The sequence below is a fragment of the Plebeiibacterium marinum genome, from assembly GCF_026013615.1.
GTDB lineage: Bacteria > Bacteroidota > Bacteroidia > Bacteroidales > Marinilabiliaceae > Saccharicrinis > Saccharicrinis marinus_A.
Genome location: NZ_JAPDPI010000041.1, coordinates 28,897 through 48,135, shown reverse-complemented (window position 1 = coordinate 48,135; position 19,239 = coordinate 28,897). Strand labels below are relative to the sequence as shown.

Annotated in this window: 16 protein-coding genes; 10 read left to right on the top strand and 6 right to left on the bottom strand. The window is 35.0% G+C overall.

Annotation, left to right across the window (positions count from 1 at the left end; translation table 11 throughout):
* Positions 1–141 (bottom strand): transposase zinc-binding domain-containing protein (locus tag OM074_RS21505; RefSeq protein WP_363320285.1); only part of this gene is annotated, 141 nt, incomplete at its 3' end.
* An 87-nt stretch (positions 142–228) separates the two neighbouring features.
* Between OM074_RS21505 and OM074_RS16620 the strand changes: the two genes are divergently transcribed.
* The 10 genes from OM074_RS16620 to OM074_RS16575 all read left to right on the top strand — a co-directional run bounded on the left by OM074_RS16620 (position 229) and on the right by OM074_RS16575 (position 12,856).
* Entirely contained in the window at positions 229–1,464 is a 1,236-nt protein-coding gene (locus OM074_RS16620; protein ID WP_301201498.1) for a serpin family protein, read from the top strand.
* Positions 1,465–1,522: 58 nt separating this feature from the next.
* Entirely contained in the window at positions 1,523–1,930 is a 408-nt protein-coding gene (locus OM074_RS16615) for a hypothetical protein (RefSeq protein ID WP_301201496.1), read from the top strand.
* 468 nt (positions 1,931–2,398) lie between these two features.
* A complete protein-coding gene (gene pta / locus OM074_RS16610) occupies positions 2,399–3,403 on the top strand; it encodes a phosphate acetyltransferase (RefSeq protein WP_301201494.1) in 1,005 nt (334 codons plus the stop codon).
* 106 nt (positions 3,404–3,509) lie between these two features.
* On the top strand, positions 3,510–4,472 hold the full coding sequence (locus OM074_RS16605) for a 3-hydroxyacyl-CoA dehydrogenase family protein (RefSeq protein WP_301201492.1): 963 nt from the start codon (positions 3,510–3,512) through the stop codon (positions 4,470–4,472).
* Between the two features lie 57 nt (positions 4,473–4,529).
* Complete coding sequence (locus OM074_RS16600; RefSeq protein ID WP_301201491.1) at positions 4,530–5,747, top strand: acetate/propionate family kinase; 1,218 nt, start codon at positions 4,530–4,532, stop codon at positions 5,745–5,747.
* A 483-nt stretch (positions 5,748–6,230) separates the two neighbouring features.
* Complete coding sequence (locus OM074_RS16595; RefSeq protein ID WP_301201489.1) at positions 6,231–7,127, top strand: bifunctional enoyl-CoA hydratase/phosphate acetyltransferase; 897 nt, start codon at positions 6,231–6,233, stop codon at positions 7,125–7,127.
* Between the two features lie 74 nt (positions 7,128–7,201).
* Positions 7,202–8,119 carry a phosphate acyltransferase gene (locus OM074_RS16590; protein WP_301201486.1) on the top strand — a complete coding sequence of 306 codons (918 nt, stop codon included), beginning with the start codon at positions 7,202–7,204 and terminating at the stop codon, positions 8,117–8,119.
* A 24-nt stretch (positions 8,120–8,143) separates the two neighbouring features.
* Positions 8,144–9,220 (top strand): butyrate kinase, encoded by a 1,077-nt coding sequence (gene buk / locus OM074_RS16585; protein ID WP_301201484.1) that lies wholly within the window; start codon positions 8,144–8,146, stop codon positions 9,218–9,220.
* A gap of 88 nt (positions 9,221–9,308) precedes the next feature.
* Positions 9,309–10,637, top strand: coding sequence for a cation:proton antiporter domain-containing protein (locus OM074_RS16580; RefSeq protein ID WP_301201482.1), 1,329 nt, complete (start codon positions 9,309–9,311; stop codon positions 10,635–10,637).
* 128 nt (positions 10,638–10,765) lie between these two features.
* Complete coding sequence (locus OM074_RS16575) at positions 10,766–12,856, top strand: T9SS type A sorting domain-containing protein (RefSeq protein ID WP_301201480.1); 2,091 nt, start codon at positions 10,766–10,768, stop codon at positions 12,854–12,856.
* On the opposite strand, the gene OM074_RS16570 is transcribed toward OM074_RS16575, so the two are convergent.
* The 5 genes from OM074_RS16570 to OM074_RS16550 form a co-directional block, all read right to left on the bottom strand.
* On the bottom strand, positions 12,846–13,859 hold the full coding sequence (locus OM074_RS16570) for a DUF4465 domain-containing protein (protein WP_301201478.1): 1,014 nt from the start codon (positions 13,857–13,859) through the stop codon (positions 12,846–12,848). The two genes, OM074_RS16575 and OM074_RS16570, sit on opposite strands and share 11 nt — an antisense overlap.
* Positions 13,860–13,951: 92 nt before the next feature.
* A complete protein-coding gene (locus OM074_RS16565) occupies positions 13,952–15,373 on the bottom strand; it encodes a TlpA family protein disulfide reductase (RefSeq protein ID WP_301201476.1) in 1,422 nt (473 codons plus the stop codon).
* A gap of 7 nt (positions 15,374–15,380) precedes the next feature.
* The gene (locus OM074_RS16560; RefSeq protein WP_301201474.1) at positions 15,381–16,274 is read right to left on the bottom strand and encodes a glycosyltransferase family 2 protein; all 894 of its coding nucleotides are present in this window, start codon (positions 16,272–16,274) and stop codon (positions 15,381–15,383) included.
* A gap of 12 nt (positions 16,275–16,286) precedes the next feature.
* Positions 16,287–18,065, bottom strand: a complete 1,779-nt coding sequence (locus OM074_RS16555; RefSeq protein ID WP_301201472.1) for an aminopeptidase P family protein — start codon at positions 18,063–18,065, stop codon at positions 16,287–16,289.
* 11 nt (positions 18,066–18,076) lie between these two features.
* Positions 18,077–19,132: a hypothetical protein gene (locus OM074_RS16550; protein ID WP_301201470.1), complete on the bottom strand. Its 1,056-nt coding sequence runs from the start codon at positions 19,130–19,132 to the stop codon at positions 18,077–18,079.
* Positions 19,133–19,239: the final 107 nt, after the last annotated feature.

The following is a 19,239-nucleotide window of genomic DNA, read 5'->3' as shown; positions in this document are numbered from 1 at the left end:
ATGCCTGTTACGACAGCTGTGCATTACATAATGGACCGAACCACAAGAAGAACAAGCCAATACCGAGCCACCCAGTTGAGGCGTTCTGCACGAAGCCAAAGCCCTCAATACTTTGAGTTGATGTTTAGTAAGCCCTGTTATTTTCTATAATAGAACCATTACATGTTTAAGGAGAAGCAACCTTTTTTTGTTTTATGCATCATACTCTTCGTATTAAAATTTATAAACATGAAACAAACAATGAGAAGTTTATTAAAAGTGTTCTGTCTGTTACTTATCTTAATGTCATGTGCAAACACAGGGGAAAGTCCCGAAAATACTCCATATGAGCCTATTAATTTTGATCTGAAAACGGCATCTGTTATAGAATCATCAAACAATTTTGGCTTTGAGCTTTGTAAACTGTTGTTACAAGGAGTTGAAAGTAATGAGAATGTCTTGATTTCTGCGATGAGTGTTTCTCAAGCTCTTTGTATGGCACGAAATGGGGCTAATGGGCAAACAAAAAATGAAATAACAGAGGTGCTTGCATTTGACGAGACATTGGAGGGTGATATAAATATATCGCAGAAAAAAATAACAGAGGCGTTAGGAAGAGCCGACAATCAGGTTGATATAAATGTTGCCAATTCGATATGGTATAGAAATGATTTTTCAATAATACCAGAGTTTATTCAAAACAACGTTGAATATTATAATGCAGAAGTTAGTGCATTGGATTTTTCATTGAGTGAAGAGGCAAAAAGGATTATCAATAATTGGGTAGATAATAAAACAGAGGGGAAAATACAGGAAATTGTAGATGAAGTGACGCCAGACCACGTAATGTTTTTAATAAATGCCATATATTTTTATGGAGAATGGAAAAATAGGTTTGACAAAGGAGATACACAGCAACTTTTATTTAATAAAGAAAATGGGACTGATGTAAAATGTGATATGATGCATCAAACCGCTACCTTTAGTGTCTATCAAGATGAAAATCTTCAAATGATTGAACTTCCATATGGCAATGGACATTTTAACATGGTGGTTTTGTTGCCTGCTGAAGGAAATAATGTTGAAAATATAATCAGTTCATTAGATGAGGATTTATGGAGCGAATGGATCAATAAGTTAGTATCCAGAGAGGTGAGTTTATTTTTGCCTAAATTTAAGTTTGAGTGTGAATATGAACTTAAGGATTATTTAAAAGAGATGGGTATGCCATCTGCTTTTTCCGGGGCAGCCGATTTTTCCGGTATTACTCAGGATGCTTCTATTACCATATCAAAGGTAAAACACAAAACATTTATAGAAGTTGATGAAAAAGGGACGGAAGCTGCTGCTGTAACAAGCGTAGAAATGGAACTGACCAGTATGCCTAATGAATATGTTTTTAATGCCAATAAGCCATTTGTTTTTGCAATTTTTGAAAAGGATACAAATACAATACTGTTTCTTGGAAAATTAATGAATCCTTAATAATGGAAATTGTATCTTTAAAAAATGAAAGCTGATTTTAATTCTAAAACTAATAAATATGAGTAAGTTAAGTCAATTAGGTATCATCATCCTGTTCATGGTAATTATGTTTTCGTGTTCGGATAAAGAAGAGTTAATAGGTAAATGGGATGACAACATTAAACTATCAACAAAAGCAGTGGGTTTTGATGCTGGCAAGGATTCTGTTGTCATTACTACAAAAGGAGAAGGGTGGTGGATAAACTCGGTAAATGAAGGAGATAGTTGTTATATGGGTGCTATAGACCAGCATTTAATAGATGGTACATATACAATTACAAAAGATTTTTTTACAATTGAAAGAAGAACTTCTAAATCGTTATTTGTAAAATTTGACCAAAATAATTCAGGGTATCAAAGAGGTATTTCAATTACATTGCAAAGCGGAAATTATTTTGATTACGTAGATATTACTCAAAATAAGTAGTCTGATTCGTGGGGCATTCTCGGGTTTGACCCAGTGTTGCCCCAAAAAATCAGAATAATTAAACATTACCATCCATATTACTAAACCCCCTTTTCTTAAATTTTAGTACGTTTTAACGTGCAATTGTTTCTTTAAATCGAATATTTGCATTTACTTTGTAAGCTCAAACTTCAAAACTTTGGTAGGCACATTGTTATTTTATAATAAAGAAATCTATGAAACATCCGTTTCGATGGGGTTGGTAGATTCTTTTTTATATAATAGTAGTTAGAACTTTATGTGTGTGCTTGCAGAAATTTTCTTTGATTTCTACAATTTCAGACATTTTTTATTGTTGTTTATAGTGAAGGTTATTTTTTATATAAATAATCTTTTGAACAATTATATTGAAATGTGATGAATCGCATTTTAATAAAACTGATTATAAAATAATTTTGTTTTTAATATTAATAATATAAGATACCAGATATGGAGTTTATAAACAAACTTAAGGCTAAAGCAAAAGAAAATAAGAAAAGAATTGTTTTGCCAGAAGGACTAGAAGAAAGAACATTACAGGCAGCGGATGTGATTTTATCAGAAGATTTTGCTGATGTTATTTTAATAGGAAACCCGGGAAAGATAGAAGAGGAAGCAAAACGTTTGGGATTAACAAACCTGAACAAGGCTACAGTTGTAGATCCTGAAAATCATGAGAAAAAAGAGGCGTATACTGATTTGTTAGTAGAGCTGAGAAAAAGTAAAGGACTGACTCGTGAACAAGCAGAAAAGTTTGTTGTAAACCCATTGTATTTAGCTACGTTAATGATAAAAAGTGGAGATGCTGATGGTGAAGTTGCCGGTGCTGAAAATGCTACAGGCGATGTGCTTCGTCCAGCTTTCCAGGTTGTGAAAACCTTGCCAGGTATTAGTGTTGTTTCTGGAGCGTTTATCATGATTCTGCCAAATGATGAGTACGGTGAAGAAGGAATGTTGGTATTTGCAGATTGTGCAGTTCATCCAAATCCTACAGCAAGCGAGTTGGCAGAAATTGCTGTTACTACCGGTAAAACAACCAAGTCGATAGCAGGAATTGAGCCAAGGGTTGCCATGCTAAGTTTCTCTACAAAAGGTAGTGCCAAACATGAAATGGTGGATAAGGTTGTAGAGGCCACACGTTTGGCTAAAGAAATGGATCCAGAATTAAAAATTGATGGAGAACTGCAGGCAGATGCAGCAATAGTTGAAGCTATAGGTTCAAAAAAAGCTCCAGGAAGTGAAATCGCAGGAAAGGCTAACGTTTTGGTATTCCCAACTCTGGAGGTAGGAAATATAGCTTATAAATTAGTTCAACGAATGGCTCATGCAGAAGCTATTGGACCAGTTTTACAAGGTATGGCAGCTCCTATCAATGACTTGTCAAGGGGATGTTCGGTAAGCGATATTGTTAATCTTGTAGCCATAACAGCAAACCAGGCAGCAGGAAATGTTTAAAAAATTGTCCTTTCTTTTTAGAAAGGATTTTTTTATTCTTTTTTTAATGAATTAGGATTCATATAAAGATATCTGTTTTAAGGAAATAACATAAATATCAATATAAATGGCTGAAATTTTAGTAGAACCTATAGAAGGTTATGCACTTAGTAAGAACAAAAAAAAGGGTACTACCTTATTCTCAAAAATAGGGGTAGTAGGCTGTGGTAAAGAAGGACAAAGCATTGCCCGAATAGCCAGTTGGCATGGTTTGGAAGTTGTCTTTCTTGAGCTCTCGGATAGTAAGATCGAAATGGCACTTGCCAATATTGGGAAAGAGCTGGATAACAGGATTGAAAACTGGGGATTGACACCGGCTGAAAAGAAGGCGATCATGAGTCGCATTAAAGGTACTGTTGATTATAAAGACCTTGCCGATTGTGATTTTGTGATTGAAGCGATACGCTCTGACGATATGACTGGGGCGAGAAGTATTGATGCCCGTAAAGAGGTTTTCCGTAAAATAGAAAGTATAGTAAGAGAAGATACTATAATCGCAACCAACTCTACTACTATCATTATTACAGAGCTGGCATCGGAAATGAAAAAGCCGGAAAGGTGCATAAGCCTTCATTTTTTTGTTACATCGCCTGAAGCCAGAATTATAGAGGTAGTTAAAGGATTGTATACTTCGGAAGAGGCATATAGCAAGGTTTGTACATTTGTTAAATTAATTAACAGGGATGTAATTCCAGTTGAAGAGTCGGCAGGTTTAATAAGTGTTCGTTTGTTTGTAACGCTACTAAATGAAGCTTGCCAGGTATTGATGGAAGGTATTGCGAGCTTAAATGATATTGATAAGACCATGAATGTTGGGTTAGGAATGCGTTTTGGACCTTTTAGGACTGCAGATATTATTGGTTTAAGTAAGATTATGAAGTGGATGGATAATCTATATGAAGAGTTTGGTAACTCTAAATATAAACCCTCTCCGCTAATTAAACGATTGGTGAGAGCAAAGCATCTGGGAGTAAGAACCGGAGAAGGTTTTTACAAGTATGATGAAAATGGTAAAGTAATTTCAGAATAGTTACAAATATTCCGAATGCCATTAACTATCAATTAGTAATAGAAAAAATCAATAATAATGAAGATATTAGTTTTAAATTGTGGTAGTTCCTCAATTAAATATCAGTTGTTTAATATGGATGATGAAAATCATCATGTATTGGGCAAAGGCGCTGTAGAAAAAATTGCTTTAAAAGGTTCCTTTTTAAAGCATGAAAAGGAAAATGGAGAAAAAGTATTGCTTGAAGGTGAGATTTTAGATCACCAAACAGGTATTGATTATATTTTAGGTGTTTTATCAAGCGATAAACATGGGTGTATCAAGAATCTTGAAGAGATTGATGCCGTTGGACACCGTGTTGTGCATGGGGGTGAGACTTTTAACTCGAGTGTGTTTATCACAAACGAGGTTGTGGAAAAAATGAATGAATGTATTGAATTGGCTCCCTTGCATAATCCTCCAAACTTAAGTGGTATTTCGGCTATTGAGCAGCTTTTGCCTAATGTTCCTCAGGTTGGTGTATTTGATACAGCATTTCATCAAACTATGCCTAAGTATTCTTATATGTATGCGATCCCTTATTCATTGTATGAAAAATATGGTATCAGGCGTTATGGATTTCATGGAACAAGCCATAAGTATGTTTCAAAAAGAGCTTGCGAAATTTTAGGTTTAGATATTAAGAATAGTAAAGTCATTTCTTGTCACTTAGGAAATGGAGCTTCTATTTCGGCGGTAAAGAATGGTGAATCTGTTGATACTTCAATGGGTTTTACACCGGTTGAAGGATTAATGATGGGTACCAGGGCTGGTGATTTGGATATTGGTGCAGCAACATTTATCATGGATAAGGAAATGATTGGTACAAAATCAGCAAGCAACCTGTTTAACAAACAAAGTGGTTTGCTGGGGATTACCGGTATTTCTTCTGATATGCGTGAAATCAGAGAAGCTGCTGCCAAAGATGATAAAATGGCCAAGTTGGCACTTGATATGTATTCGTATAAAATTAAAAAATATGTTGGGGCCTACGCTGCCGCCATGGGTGGTGTAGACGCAATTATTTTTACTGGTGGTATTGGCGAAAATGCTGTGTATGTTCGTGAGGATGTTTGTGAGGGACTTGAGTACATGGGAGTAGAATTGGATTGTGCCAAGAATGAAACTATATATTCAAAAGAAGAGTTGATAAGTAAAGAAAGCAGTAAAGTGAAAGTAGTAGTGGTTCCTACTGATGAAGAACTGGTTATTGCTCGTGATACAAAACAAATTGTTGAGGAATTGGCAAATAGATAATTCCTGATATATGATTTAAAGTTAATTGGCTATTGTATTAAATGTTTGCTAGAAAACTTGAATTTGTCTCAACCCGCACAGTGTGAGATATTTCCCCTTTAGGGGACGAGGGGTGAGCGGAGGGGGCACTATAAAACAGGAGTTTTATGGCAGAGAGTATTTAATAATAGCTGAGTTTTATAAAATAACCGCAATATGCTTAGAATTTCTAATGCTGTTGCGGTTTTTTTATGACTAAAGTTCTTGTTTGAAGTTTATTGCATTGATAATTTTACAAAAAAGAAACTAGTGTTTCGATAAGGGAGAAAAGTAGGAAGCAGAGTTCTGTTGAATTATAGAACCTGGTTTGTTGTAAGTGATCAGTATGTCGGTTTACTTGTGTTACAAGCATAATTTTGTCCGGTAAATTGGTCTTTTTGCAAGGCAACATGCAATGTTGATTTATTAGGTCTGTTCTTATCCGGCACTTTAAAATCATTTTGTATGTTTAAAAAACTATCAGATTTAGAGCTTTTAATTAAAAAAAAGAAGGTTGTAAAAACATTAGCGTTGGCAGTTTCACAGGATCCACATTCGTTGGATGCAGTAGCAAAAGCATATCAATCAGGAATAATAAAACCTGTTTTAATCGGGGATAGAGAACAAACAGAAAGTATTATTAAGCAAAATGGATATGATTTGAGCGGAGCTGTGTTTGTAAATGAAACAGACCCGGAAGAGTGTGTTTCAATTGCTGTTAAACTGGTTAATGAAGGAAAGGCAGATGTTTTAATGAAAGGGAAAGTTGCCACTCCAACTCTGTTAAAAGGTGTTTTGAACAAAGAATGGGGGCTTCGTACAGGTACTTTGCTTTCTCACTTTGCCCTTTTCGAAGTAGAAACTTATCATAAACTTATTGCGGTTACAGATGTAGCAATGAACATTGCTCCTGATCTGAAAGATAAGATAGCTATTGTTAATAATTCTGTTGGCTATTTAAACAAATTGGGGATCGCAAAACCCAAAGTAGCTGTTTTAGGGGCAATAGAAATGGTTAATGAAAACATGCAGGCCACATTGGATGCTGCATTGCTTTCAAAAATGAACCAGCGAGATCAGATTAAGAATTGTATTATCGATGGTCCGCTCGCATTTGATAATGCTGTAAGCTTTGAGAGTGCCCGTCATAAAAATATTAAAAGTGCTGTTGCAGGCGATACCGATTTGCTTTTGATGCCGGATATTGAAGTGGGAAATGTTTTATATAAATCATTGGTGTTTTTTGCAAAAGCAAAAGTGGCATCGGTTATTTTGGGGGCAAAATCACCTATCGTGTTAACTTCTAGAAGTGATTCGGAAGAGTCGAAGTATAATAGTATTTTATTGGCTGTTTTGGGCTGATTTATGATATTAGTATCAGAATTTATGGAAACATATGTTATCTTGTATGGCAGTCTGACTGAAATTGGCATGTTATGATGAAAATAAGAAAATTAGAACATCTCGTGGATGAAGCTAAGCGCAGGGGGAAGAAATGGAGGGTGGCTATAATTAAAGGTGAAGATAAAAATACTATCCAGGCAGTTGTTAAAGCAATGGACAATGGTTTTGTTTATCCTGTCTTCATTGGTAACTTAGATGCAATCACTCAATTGCTGCAGGATTTTGATGTTAAGGATTCCATAAATTATGAAATTATTCAATGTGATGATGCTTTTGATACGGCAGAGATAGGTCTTAACCTTATTAAAACAGGTCAGGCAGACATGATTATGAAAGGGTTGATAAATACAGATTTGTTTTTAAAAGCCATCTTAAACAAGGAAAAAGGGATATTGAAGCCAAATGGAGTATTAAGTTATGTTTGTGCACTAGAATTGCCATCTTATCATAAGCTTTTATTTTTAACAGATCCGGCAGTCATACCTTTCCCTAATCTGGATCAAAAAATTTCAATGGCCAATTATGCCATTGAGATGGCACATAAATTAGGGAATAAGGAACCTAAAATTGCATTAATCGGTACTTCGGAAAAAGTTTCTGCTCATTTCCCAAATACTCATGACTATGAAAAAATGTGTGCTTTAGCTCAAAGTGGTGGTTTTGATAAATGTGTTATGGATGGCCCGCTCGATGTCTTTCTTGCATGTGATCCTGAGAGCGTAAAAATTAAGGGTGTAAATACTTCTATAAAGGGGGATGCTGATATTTTATTGTTTCCAACCTTGGAGTCTTGTAACCCGTTTTATAAAGGGTTAATGTTGTTTGGAGGGGGTGAATTAGCCGGATTAATTCAAGGGACCACGCATCCGGTAATCGTTATGTCTCGAAGTGAAAGTCTTAAATCGAAATATTATTGTTTGGCTTTAGCCTGTTTAATGGCAGAGTCGTAATTTATTCATTTGAAAATAATTAATATGGAAATCTTTAGAATCTTAGTTTTAAATCCAGGATCTACATCTACAAAAATTGCAGTTTTCGACAATGAAAAATCTATCTTTCTAAAAAACATTAAACATTCCAATGAAGAATTGGCTCCGTTTAAAACCATTGCTGATCAATATGAGTTTAGAAAGGAAGTTATTCTGAATGAGTTGATTCGGGCCGATATAAACATTGAGCGCATTGATGGTGTTGTGGGGAGAGGTGGTTTAGTAAAGCCAATTGAATCTGGTGTTTATGAGGTAAATGAGGCATTGAAAAGAGATTTGCGGAAAGGTGTGCTGGGTGAACATGCTAGTAACCTGGGAGGATTAATTGCTGATGACATAGCAAAGTCGCTTCCTCATGCAAAGGCCTTTATTGCTGATCCGGTTGTAGTCGACGAGTTAGAAGATGTGGCCAGGATTACAGGGTGTCCCAGTATGCCCCGACAGTCTATTTTTCATGCCCTAAACCAAAAAGCTGTAGGACGGTTGTTTGCACATACCAGAGGTTTTATTTATGAAGACCTCAATCTTATTGTTGCTCATATGGGAGGGGGGATCTCTATTGGAGCGCATAAAAAAGGGCGGGTTGTTGATGTGAACAATGCAATAGATGGTTATGGACCTTTCTCACCTGAGCGGGCAGGAACTCTCCCAACAGGTGCTTTAATAAGAGCTTGTTTCAGCGGCAAATTTACATTTGAAGAAATGAAAAAGATTGTAAATGGAAAGGGAGGATTGGTGGCACACCTTGGAACTAATCAGGCATATGAAGTGGAAAAGAGAGTTAAAGCTGGAGATAAACAGGCTGAGCTTGTTTTAAGTGCCATGTGTTATCAGATAGGTAAAGCAATTGGTGGTTGTGCCACTGTTTTAAAGGGGAAAGTAAATGGTATTATTTTAACAGGAGGTATTGCTCACGACAAATTTGTGGTGAATTATATTAAAGAAATGGTGGATTGGATTGCTCCGGTTGCAGTATACCCAGGAGAAGATGAAATGAATGCTTTGATGCAGAATGGATTAATGGCTTTGCGAAAACAAGTCACCTGTAAAATATACGAATAGAAAACATTATTATTATATTTAGCGTTGTAAATAGGGTTGTCAGTGTAGAATTGACAACCTTTTTTGTAAGAATTAAGAGAATTCCTTTATGTTTCCAGGTGTAATCCATAATATAATTACAGACGGCAATATTGCTTATATGCTCATTATAGGGGCATCATTAATTGTTATTTTATCATATCTGTTTTCACTTTTTGCAAAAAAAACAGCGGTTCCAAGTGTAATTTTGTTAATAATTTTGGGGTTTTCCAGCAAAAAGCTGTTTAGTATTGGTGTAACTGATGTTGACCTGCTCTTTCCATTAGAAATTTTAGGTATTATTGGTTTGATGCTAATAGTATTAGAGGGGGCGTTGGATTTGAAATTGTCAAGAGAAAGATGGCCAATGATTTGGAAATCCGGGTTAATAGCTATCCTTTCTTTAGGTATTAATGTTTTTGTGTTTGCTTTTGGAATTCAATATATTATTGGGAACCTGGATTTTCTTACCGCATTTATTTATGCTATTCCCTTATCGATAATTAGTAGTGCCATAGTAATACCAAGTGTAGAGGATATTGAAGAGGAAAAGAAAGAGTTTTTAATATATGAGAGTACTTTATCTGATATTTTCGGACTAATCTTATTTTATGCTGTAATTAATAATGTTAATACAAATGAAGCTGCCAAAATTGGTTTTAATGTAATTTCTAACATAGGAGGGACTTTAATTTTATCAGTAATTGTTTCGTACTTATTGATTGTGTTTTTTCAAAAAGTAAGAACGCAAATAAAACTGTTTCTTTTTATATCTGTTTTGTTGTTGCTGTATTCAATAGGTAAAGTATTCCATTTATCATCTTTGTTAATTATACTGGTTTTTGGTTTGATACTGGAAAACCGACAGATATTCTTTTCTGGTTTTATGAATCGTTTTCTTAAAGAAAGCGATATACGTAGGGTCCTGTCGGATTTTAAGTTATTAACCAGGGAAAGCGCTTTTATTGTAAGAACATTTTTCTTTTTTGTATTTGGATTAAGTATTACTATTGCCGGAATATTTAAAACCAAGGTGGTTGTAGGTGCATTTATATTTATGGCCATTATGTTTGTGGTAAGATGGCTGTTATTTAAGTTTATTTTAAAAAGGGATTTTACGCCCCAGGTTTTTATTGCTCCCAGAGGATTGATTTCCGTGCTGTTATATTTTGCTATACCAAGTGAGTTTTTAATCAACGATTTTGAATCGGGAATCCTGTTAATTATTATTTTAGGAACAAGTATAATGATGGCGTGGGCCCTGGTTCATTACAAACTGGGTAAAACAGGTAGGCTAAGAAAAATTGCCGGAGTAAAAAATAAAGTATATAGAATTCAAACCAGAAAATCTTCAGAAGAAGATGAAAATTCTAAACCTTTTAAGAAAAATATCGTCTAAGTGTTTATTATAGATATGGATATATGTTTTTAAATAAAATAAGTGCTTTTGGTGCGAGGTGTATATTTGTTTGCACATTTTTAGTTTGTTTAAACATTAATGCCCAGATTAGCCAAAGGGCAGTTATAATGTCTTCTGGTCAATTAAATGATGCTGAAGTTGAGGTGAAAAGTCATCATTATACTGGTCAAAATTTAAAAAGTTGTGATGAATATAAAAAGGGACGTGCATTACAGTTTGCTCATCAGTTTACCGTAAGTTATTCTCCCGATAATAGCGGAAAATGGTTTGTGCTTGAAGATGGTAGCCGGGTTTGGAAATTGCGCATCAGTTCGCCCGGAGCTTATTCAATCAATCTTATTTTTGACAGGTATGTACTTCCTGATGGTGCCAGCTTAGTTATTTATAATGCAGATCAATCTGATATGATAGGCGCTTTCACAAGTAAGAACAATAAGCCTTCAGGAATTTTGGCAACAGCTCCTGTGTTTGGAGATGAAATTACAGTAGAGTATAGGGAGCCAGAATATGTGGATTTTAAAGGGGAACTATTGATTGGTGCTGTAAACCATGATTTTCTGGGTGTTCATCGCTACTCAAGTTTAAAATCAGGACTTTTTGGTGATGCTTGTGATATAGAAGTTGATGCTTCGTGTTACGATGCTGATAATTCATTGGATATCAGAAGAGCAGTTGTGAAGCTAATTATAGATGGGAGTTATTTATGTTCAGGTACTTTAATCAATAATACCAAAGAGGATGGGACTCCATACGTTATAACTGCTGCGCATTGTTTGCAGTTGGATCAATCAGCAAACTCAGCGGTTGTGTTTTTTAATTATGAAACCCCTCATTGCGGAGATGTTATCGAAGGCTCTAAATCCCAATCTTTGTCATATGCCGAGACTAAGGTGTATGATGAGGCTGAGGATATTGCCCTTATTGATTTTATTGATGCCCCACCTGCGGAGTATCGGGCTTACTATGCAGGATGGACCCTGGAATCCTTACCTAATGAACCTTATCTTTGCATTCACCATCCAGAAGGTGATGTGAAGAAAATATCCAGAAGTACCAGTGCTGTAAAATCAGTCTCCTATGTCGAATCATGGAACAGCCCATATGCTCAGGAACCTGATTTTCACTGGAAAGTTTCGGAGTGGAATATAGGGACTACAGAGGGAGGATCTTCCGGATCCGGACTTTTTGATGTGAATAACAGACTGATAGGAACGCTTTCGGGAGGCGAAGCCGGATGTGAGTGGACTTATAATGATTATTATACAAAATTCTATAAAGCATGGGATTTACGGAGCGAATCCTCTAAAAGATTTAAGGAGTGGTTGGATGCCAATAATACCGGAGCGCAGAGTCTTGATGGATATGATCCATATGAAAACGAGCGTTTTTACCGCCTGTCAAATGTTGAATCAGGGGAAAAGCCGGCTAAGGATAATAGTTCAGGTAATGGGTATGTTAGTGGACATAATTCGTATAAAATAGAGAGCTTTGCTGAGTCTTTTACCTATCTGGAATCTGCCAGGTTGCACGGGGCATATTTATTACCTGCTGAAAGCAAATGGAAATCGGAGCAAACAATTAACATTGTTGTTTGGGAAGGGAATTATTATCCCGAAAAATTGATTTATCGTAAAGAAGGTATCAAATTAGATACTTTGAGGGAGAATCGTGAGATATATCTGGAATTTGATTCTCTTGTAAATGTGGAAGGGAGTTTCTTTGTGGGCTATGAAATTGACTATTCAGGGGCCCCCATAGATAGTTTTGCAGTTTACCATACCCAGGCGGGAACAGTAAAAAATAATAATACCATGTTGGTAAAGGAGAACGATTTGTGGAAATATGCTTCGCAAGTTTTTGATGTTGGAGAAGAAACATTGTGGCTTGATGTATTAGCCGATATGGTAGTTTGGGGAGATACGCAGATTGTTCCGGAGACGGATATTGAAATAAGTTTATATCCAAACCCTGTTGCTGATTCTAAATATATCAATATCGATATTAATAATTTATATATCGATCATTATTCAGTAGTTGATACAAATGGTAAAACCTTGATTAATGAAGTTGTAAAAAGACGGTTGTTTGCGGATTTACCAATTGATATTTCAGGATTGGCAAATGGTTTATACATATTGGATGTTTCACTGGAAAACACCCATATATGCAAGAAATTTATCAAAGTGGCTACTCAATAATCTTGATGTTATCAATACAAAAAAATGCAGGGGTACGCATCTGGTCATTTGCCATATCACTTGATGACAGGCTAAATTCAATACGGGATACCATACCAAGTTCTGTCAGGTCAACTTTTGTCCACTCAGAAATGGTATAGTCATCTTTATTGCTTTCAGCTCTATGATCGGCAAGATAAAAGTTAACAGTTCCTCTTTGGGTACCGTTTTTGTTGAACCCCTTTATTGAAAGCATGAAAAAATCAGGATCAGTACCATCATCACCACCAAAAGGTTTTGATACCTCAGTGCCATCCTCGGTATATGCACCTTGCTCAATAGCAAAATAATTGAAATAGGTATTGTTAATATGTATACTTTTGAATAAATGATCTTCTCCATCAGAGGTTAACACTGTAACTGGCACATTGGAATCTTTTTGTTTTAGGATACCATAGATGGTAGATTTGTATGAGTCGGGCGATCTGTACGACTTATATAGTTGGTATAAAAGTTCATCAGGTGTTGATTGTATGTTTGAAAAAACAAAGCCATCAAATGAGGAATACGATCTGGGATCACCATCAACAGGAAAAGTCAATAACGATGAAGCTATAGCATTTGAACCAATGTTTCCTACAGAAAATGTATCTTCATCTAATTCCAGTTCTTCAAAGTCGATAGTATACATCGATTGGGCAGTAATTTTTCTTGATACTGATCCCCGTGAATTTTCTACAGTAAAGGTATAGTTAAAGGTTCTAAGTTCTTGGGGATTTAATATATAGTTTTTTTCTGTCGAAATAACTTCGTCGTCAAGTAACCAGGTATAGGAAGAACCATAGTCATATGTGATTTTAGGTGATATGGTGATGGAGTCATAAATATTTACTTCGTAATCATCCTCTGGTATATCCAGGTAAATTTCGGATATAGGCAAGTCCTTTTCTTCATTTGCACAGGAAAAAAATAATAAAGCCATCAAAATGGGAAAAGTATATGCTGTAATTTTATTTGATATCATGTTGCACTATTTTGATTTGTAATGAGCGTTACTTAAGTGTTCGTTGTGTGTAAATTTTAAATATTATGGCTCATTCTGAATAATAATAGGAATTAATTGTTTTTCTTCAAATAATAATCTATAAAGCCTGGAAGTTGTTCTGCACCAATTCTTTTGGCAATAATGTTTTTTTCTTCATTAATAACAAAAATGGCTGGAGTGCTGTAAATATCATATAAATTTCTAAAGTTTGACTGGTTGTACGGATCCCAAACGTTTATCCACTCTTCCAGTTGGTGTTCTTCAATAAAATCAGTCCATTTTTCTTTTTCATGTTGGGTATAAACTGCAAATATCTTAACTCCCTGGTCGGAGTATTTATCCCAGATTTCTTCCTTTAACTTGGGAATTTCCTTTTTACAGTGTCCGCAATCGGGTTCCCAAAAAACAAGGATTGTGAGTTTACCATATACCTCATTTAATCTGTAATGTTCGTTGTTTGGAGATATCAATTTCAAATCAGGAGCTTTGTTTCCGATTAAATTGGGTTTTAATTTTGTCACACGTTCTTCCAACTTAGTTAAAAACTCTTCATCTACCCAATCCGCATATCCCGATAAATAATACTTTTCGGCTAATGAAACCATGGCGGCATCCATACCCATAACCTTGCTTTCATTAACTGTATTAAAAGCAAATTGAATCAGGTATTTTTCCATGTCTTTGTTTTCACGGGCTTTTTCAATGAGTTTTTCAGATTCTTTTACAATGCTGTCGGGTATTTGAAATATTGTTTTGGTGAGAAATGTTTCAAGTTTATTACTAAAATACGGCGTTCTTAACATTCTGTCGTCAGTAAGGTCAATATTATCGAAATAATGTTCTTTGTAGAATTCATATCTTTTCCAGCGGACTACTGAGTCGGGTAGGGCAGGAGTCTCTTTAAAATCAGGTACTTCCACTTCTTTAATTCCCTTTATAAAAGAAGCCAGAAACTTACCGTTGTATTCTTTTAGTATGTTGTCCCAATATGATTTCATTTCAGAAGATAGTCCGGAAAGTTGATTTTTCCATATTTCAACCGAGTCTTTGTGAGTTTCGGCTTTATCTTTAATATTTGACTGTAGAGATTGTGCCTTTTTTTGTTGCTTTGCTAAATATTTCTGATACTCGTTAAAGGCTTTCTCCTGTTTGTTTCCTTTTACCTCAAGGGTTTCTACTGGATTACTTTTTTCTACTTCTATGCTAAAATGTTGTTCGTCATCAATTAAAACATCAAAATATTTTTGATCCGGCATATACATCAAATATATACCTCCGGGCAAAGGTTCATTGCCTTTAAAAGTACCTTTACCGGCGCTGTCTATAATGATCGTATCATTCACCAACATTTTTTTGTTGAAGTAATGACCTAAAATCAGGGTGGTATCGCTCCAGCCATTTATAGTTACATCAATATTATAGCCTTGGCCTTTAAGGCTGAGAGCAGTATTGCAGAATAGTATTGTTAAAAAAAGTATCAGTTTAGTGCGCATTGATCCGTTATTTTGATAAAAGTGAATAATAACCTAGCTTATACATATCGTAAATGAACATACTGGGATTCTGTTTAAGCAAACTCAATGCCATATGTTTTTTGAACTTTACGAAAAGCCTACTTATTATGAAGTGTAGTTTTAATTGTTCTATTTTTTTATAATATTTCAGAATAGTTATTCTTTCATACAATAACTTGTTATCTCCATATTTTTGCTCAATTAGCTTTAGTGTTTCAAGTCTTTGCTCCGTTTTTTGGATAAATTCTTGATTGCTTTCTAATCCGATATGGGTTACGGGGTTATCTATATGAATTATTGTAATGCCTTGTTTTTCAAGTTCTATACCAAATATAGTGTCTTCATGTCCTGAACGTTCTATAGTGTCATCAAATTTTATGCGGTCAAATAGTTGTTTTTTGGCAAGAAAATTATTTGACATAAAGCTTTTGTTGGGTACTTTTCTGCGTATTGATACGGAAAAGTCTTCTTTGCATTTGCCAACCTTCCATCTTAAGCTTTTGTCTTTTGATGGGAGTTTGGACGGGTGGATCCTTCCTCCATATACTATCATTTTGTTCTTGGATAGAAAAGGAAGGTACTTCTGTAAATAGTCTTTTTGAATGTCCGAATCACTGTCAATAAAAAGAAGGTTGTTGTGTAAGGCGTCAGCAGCCATTTTATTTCGAATAGCTGCACTGCCATGGTTTACTTTTAATTCTTTGTAATCTACTTCTTTTAAATTGCTGATACTTCTGTTTATTAATTTAAATGTTTCAGATGAACCATCGTCATAAATGAGAACCTGTATATTAATAGAAAGCTCATGTGCCTGGCCTATAAGATCTTTAACCAGGCTGGAAACATCTACATTATAAACAGGGATACAAACTGATAACATAAAAATTAATTATTAAATGGCTTTTGTTTTATCTTTTAACCACAGTCTTAGTTCTTCATCCAATTCAGGAGAAATCTCATCATAAACTTTTTTGTGATATGAGTTTAACCATTCAATTTCCTCATGTGTCAAAAGTTTTTTGTTTATAGAATTCTGATCTATAGGACAAAGTGTCAGGGTTTCAAAATTCAGGAATTTACCAAATTCAGTAGAGCCTGCACTCTTGGCTAATATAAGGTTTTCAATTCTGATGCCGTACTGTCCTTCTCTGTATAAACCGGGTTCGTTAGAGGTGATCATACCTTCTTTAAGTGTAATACCATTATCATTAGGTCTTATTGCCTGAGGACCTTCATGTACATTTAGAAAGCAGCCAACTCCATGCCCGGTTCCATGTCCGTAATTTAATCCTTGCGACCATAGGGGTTTCCGGGCAAGTATATCCAGGTGAACACCCCTTGTACCTTCAGGAAAGGATGTTGAATCTAAGGCAATATTCCCTTTTAGAACCATGGTGAAATCACTTTTTTGTTGTTCGCTTGGAGTGCCCAGATGTATGGTTCTTGTTATATCAGTGGTACCTTCAAAGTATTGTCCGCCTGAATCTACCAGATAGAAATTATCGGTATCTATTTTTAAACTACTTTTTTCTGATACAGTGTAATGGCAAATAGCACCATTTTCAGCAAATGCAGATATGGTACCAAAAGATTCTCCAACAAATGAATCTGATTCAGCCCTGAACTTTTTAAGTTTTCTTGCAGCAGAAATTTCGGATACAGTCCCTTTGGGAACTTCTGTTTCCATCCAGTGAAGAAATTTTGCCATGGCAACCCCATCTTTCTTCATAGCTATTCTAAAACCTTCCTGCTCTGTTTTGTTTTTAATTCCTTTTAGCTTTTTAACTACACTGTCCGTTTCAATTTTTATTACTTCGCGGGGTATTAACGAAAATATTTTAGCGTTGGTCGTTATAGGATCAAACATAAAACCTGATTCAACAGGCATATCTTTTATCCATTTAAAAATATCTGAGTATAAGTGGATTGAAATATCGTCAACAGCAAGTTGTTTTCCAATAGTAGCTGTAATCTTATGTGTGTCGATAAATAAATATACCGCATCCAAAGAAATAATCAGGTATGCATGAAAAACAGGGTTGTACGAAACATCGTTGCCTCTCAGGTTTAATGTCCAGGCAATTTCATCAAGCGAAGTTATTATATAATGCGAAGCATCCAGGTTTCGCATTTCTTCCCTGATTAACTCTATCTTCTCATTTCTGCTTAATCCTGCATATTTGGTTTCATGCAGGAAAATAGGTTTTTCCGGAATAGGGGGGCGACCTTCCCAGATGTCATCCATCAAAGTTTGATTGGGATCAATTGATATTCCGTAGGCTTTGAATTTTTTTGAAAGTTTTCGTGCATCCTCAATAGAAAACACTTCTCCTTCAAAAGCTAGTGTACTACCTGGATTTAACCTTTCTGCAATCCATTCAGCATAATCCGGAGTATCCGGTTCGCCCATTTTAAACAAATCAATACCACTTCCGGCAAGTTCTTTTTCCGCCTGAATAAAATACCTGCTATCAGTCCACAAGCCTGCTTCTTCCGCTAATATTACTACCGTACCGGCCGAACCTGTAAATCCTGAAATAAACTCTCTTTTTTTCCAGTGTGAAGCTGTATATTCACTCATATGTGGATCGCTTCCGGGAATAATGTAGGCATCAATGCCAAGACTAAGCATTTTTGATCGTAATAAAAAAACTTTTTCAGCTGAGGACATAACGTTGGTATTTATTTGAATTCTATGTTTTGATTCTTATTAAATATAATGACTTTCGATTCGCTTTGATCCATAACCCCTACAGTACCATTAATAGAAATTTTTTCCAGATCCTTGATTATTTGGATATTATTTTGTTGCGGGTGGATTAGTTTGCCTTTGTATATTTCACCATTAATATAATAAGAAAGCAATGGGTGCAACTTTATTGTAGTGGCTGTTTTTGAATTGTTTATAGTTAATTGGCTCAGGTCTTTTGCAGAATTGGAGATGTTTAATGTTCCTGATTCACATTCAAATAAAGCATTGACGCCAATGTTGTTAATATTTACAGTGGAGTTGGATGCTTTCAGTTTAATATCAGAAATATCACCAATTAAAAGATTGTCAATTTTAGAGGTTCCCTGTATAGAATTTGCTTGTTTGATATCAATTAATGAATATTCTGAGTTTATCATTATATCATTAACTTCCATAATATTGAGCTCAGAATTATTTACAGTCAGTTGTGAAGTTCCCAAATGGTTGATATGGCCTTTACAATAATTAAACTCACAACTGTTTGCTAATGAGTTATTATCTGTTGCAATGTTGTTTATGTTAATATCGCAATAATTCAGATTTGTCTTAATTCCGCCAATGCATTCTGACAGACTAACAGAACCATGTGAATTAAATAAATTAACAGACAGGTTTTTAGGAAAGAAAATGTTGTAATTTATTTTATAAGGAATAGTACGGTTAAAATCTTCTGAAAAAGAGGTTCTGACTTGAAGTGTATTGCCATAAGTAACAATTTTAATGGTTACTTCATCTAACATCTCTTTGGATAGGTTTGGCTTATCTGAAATAATCTCAAGGATTGTTTCAACGCTGATTGAGTCTTTATCCCAATTCAGGAGGTTTATATTGGCATGATTGCCTTTTATCTCCAGATTGTTAATGTTAGTGCTTTCAAAAATCTCAAGTCTGTAATCCTTAAAATCAGTTGTTATCCTTGTTTGGGAAAAAACAACCATATTAATGAAAAACAAACCAACCAATATTTTAATAATCTTTTTGTTCATTTTATAATGTAACTTATGAGCATGTAAAAGTAGCTAAAAAGACTTGTTTCATAAAATTTTCATATGTTTAGAACATCACATTTAACACCATGTTGTTTGGTAATGTA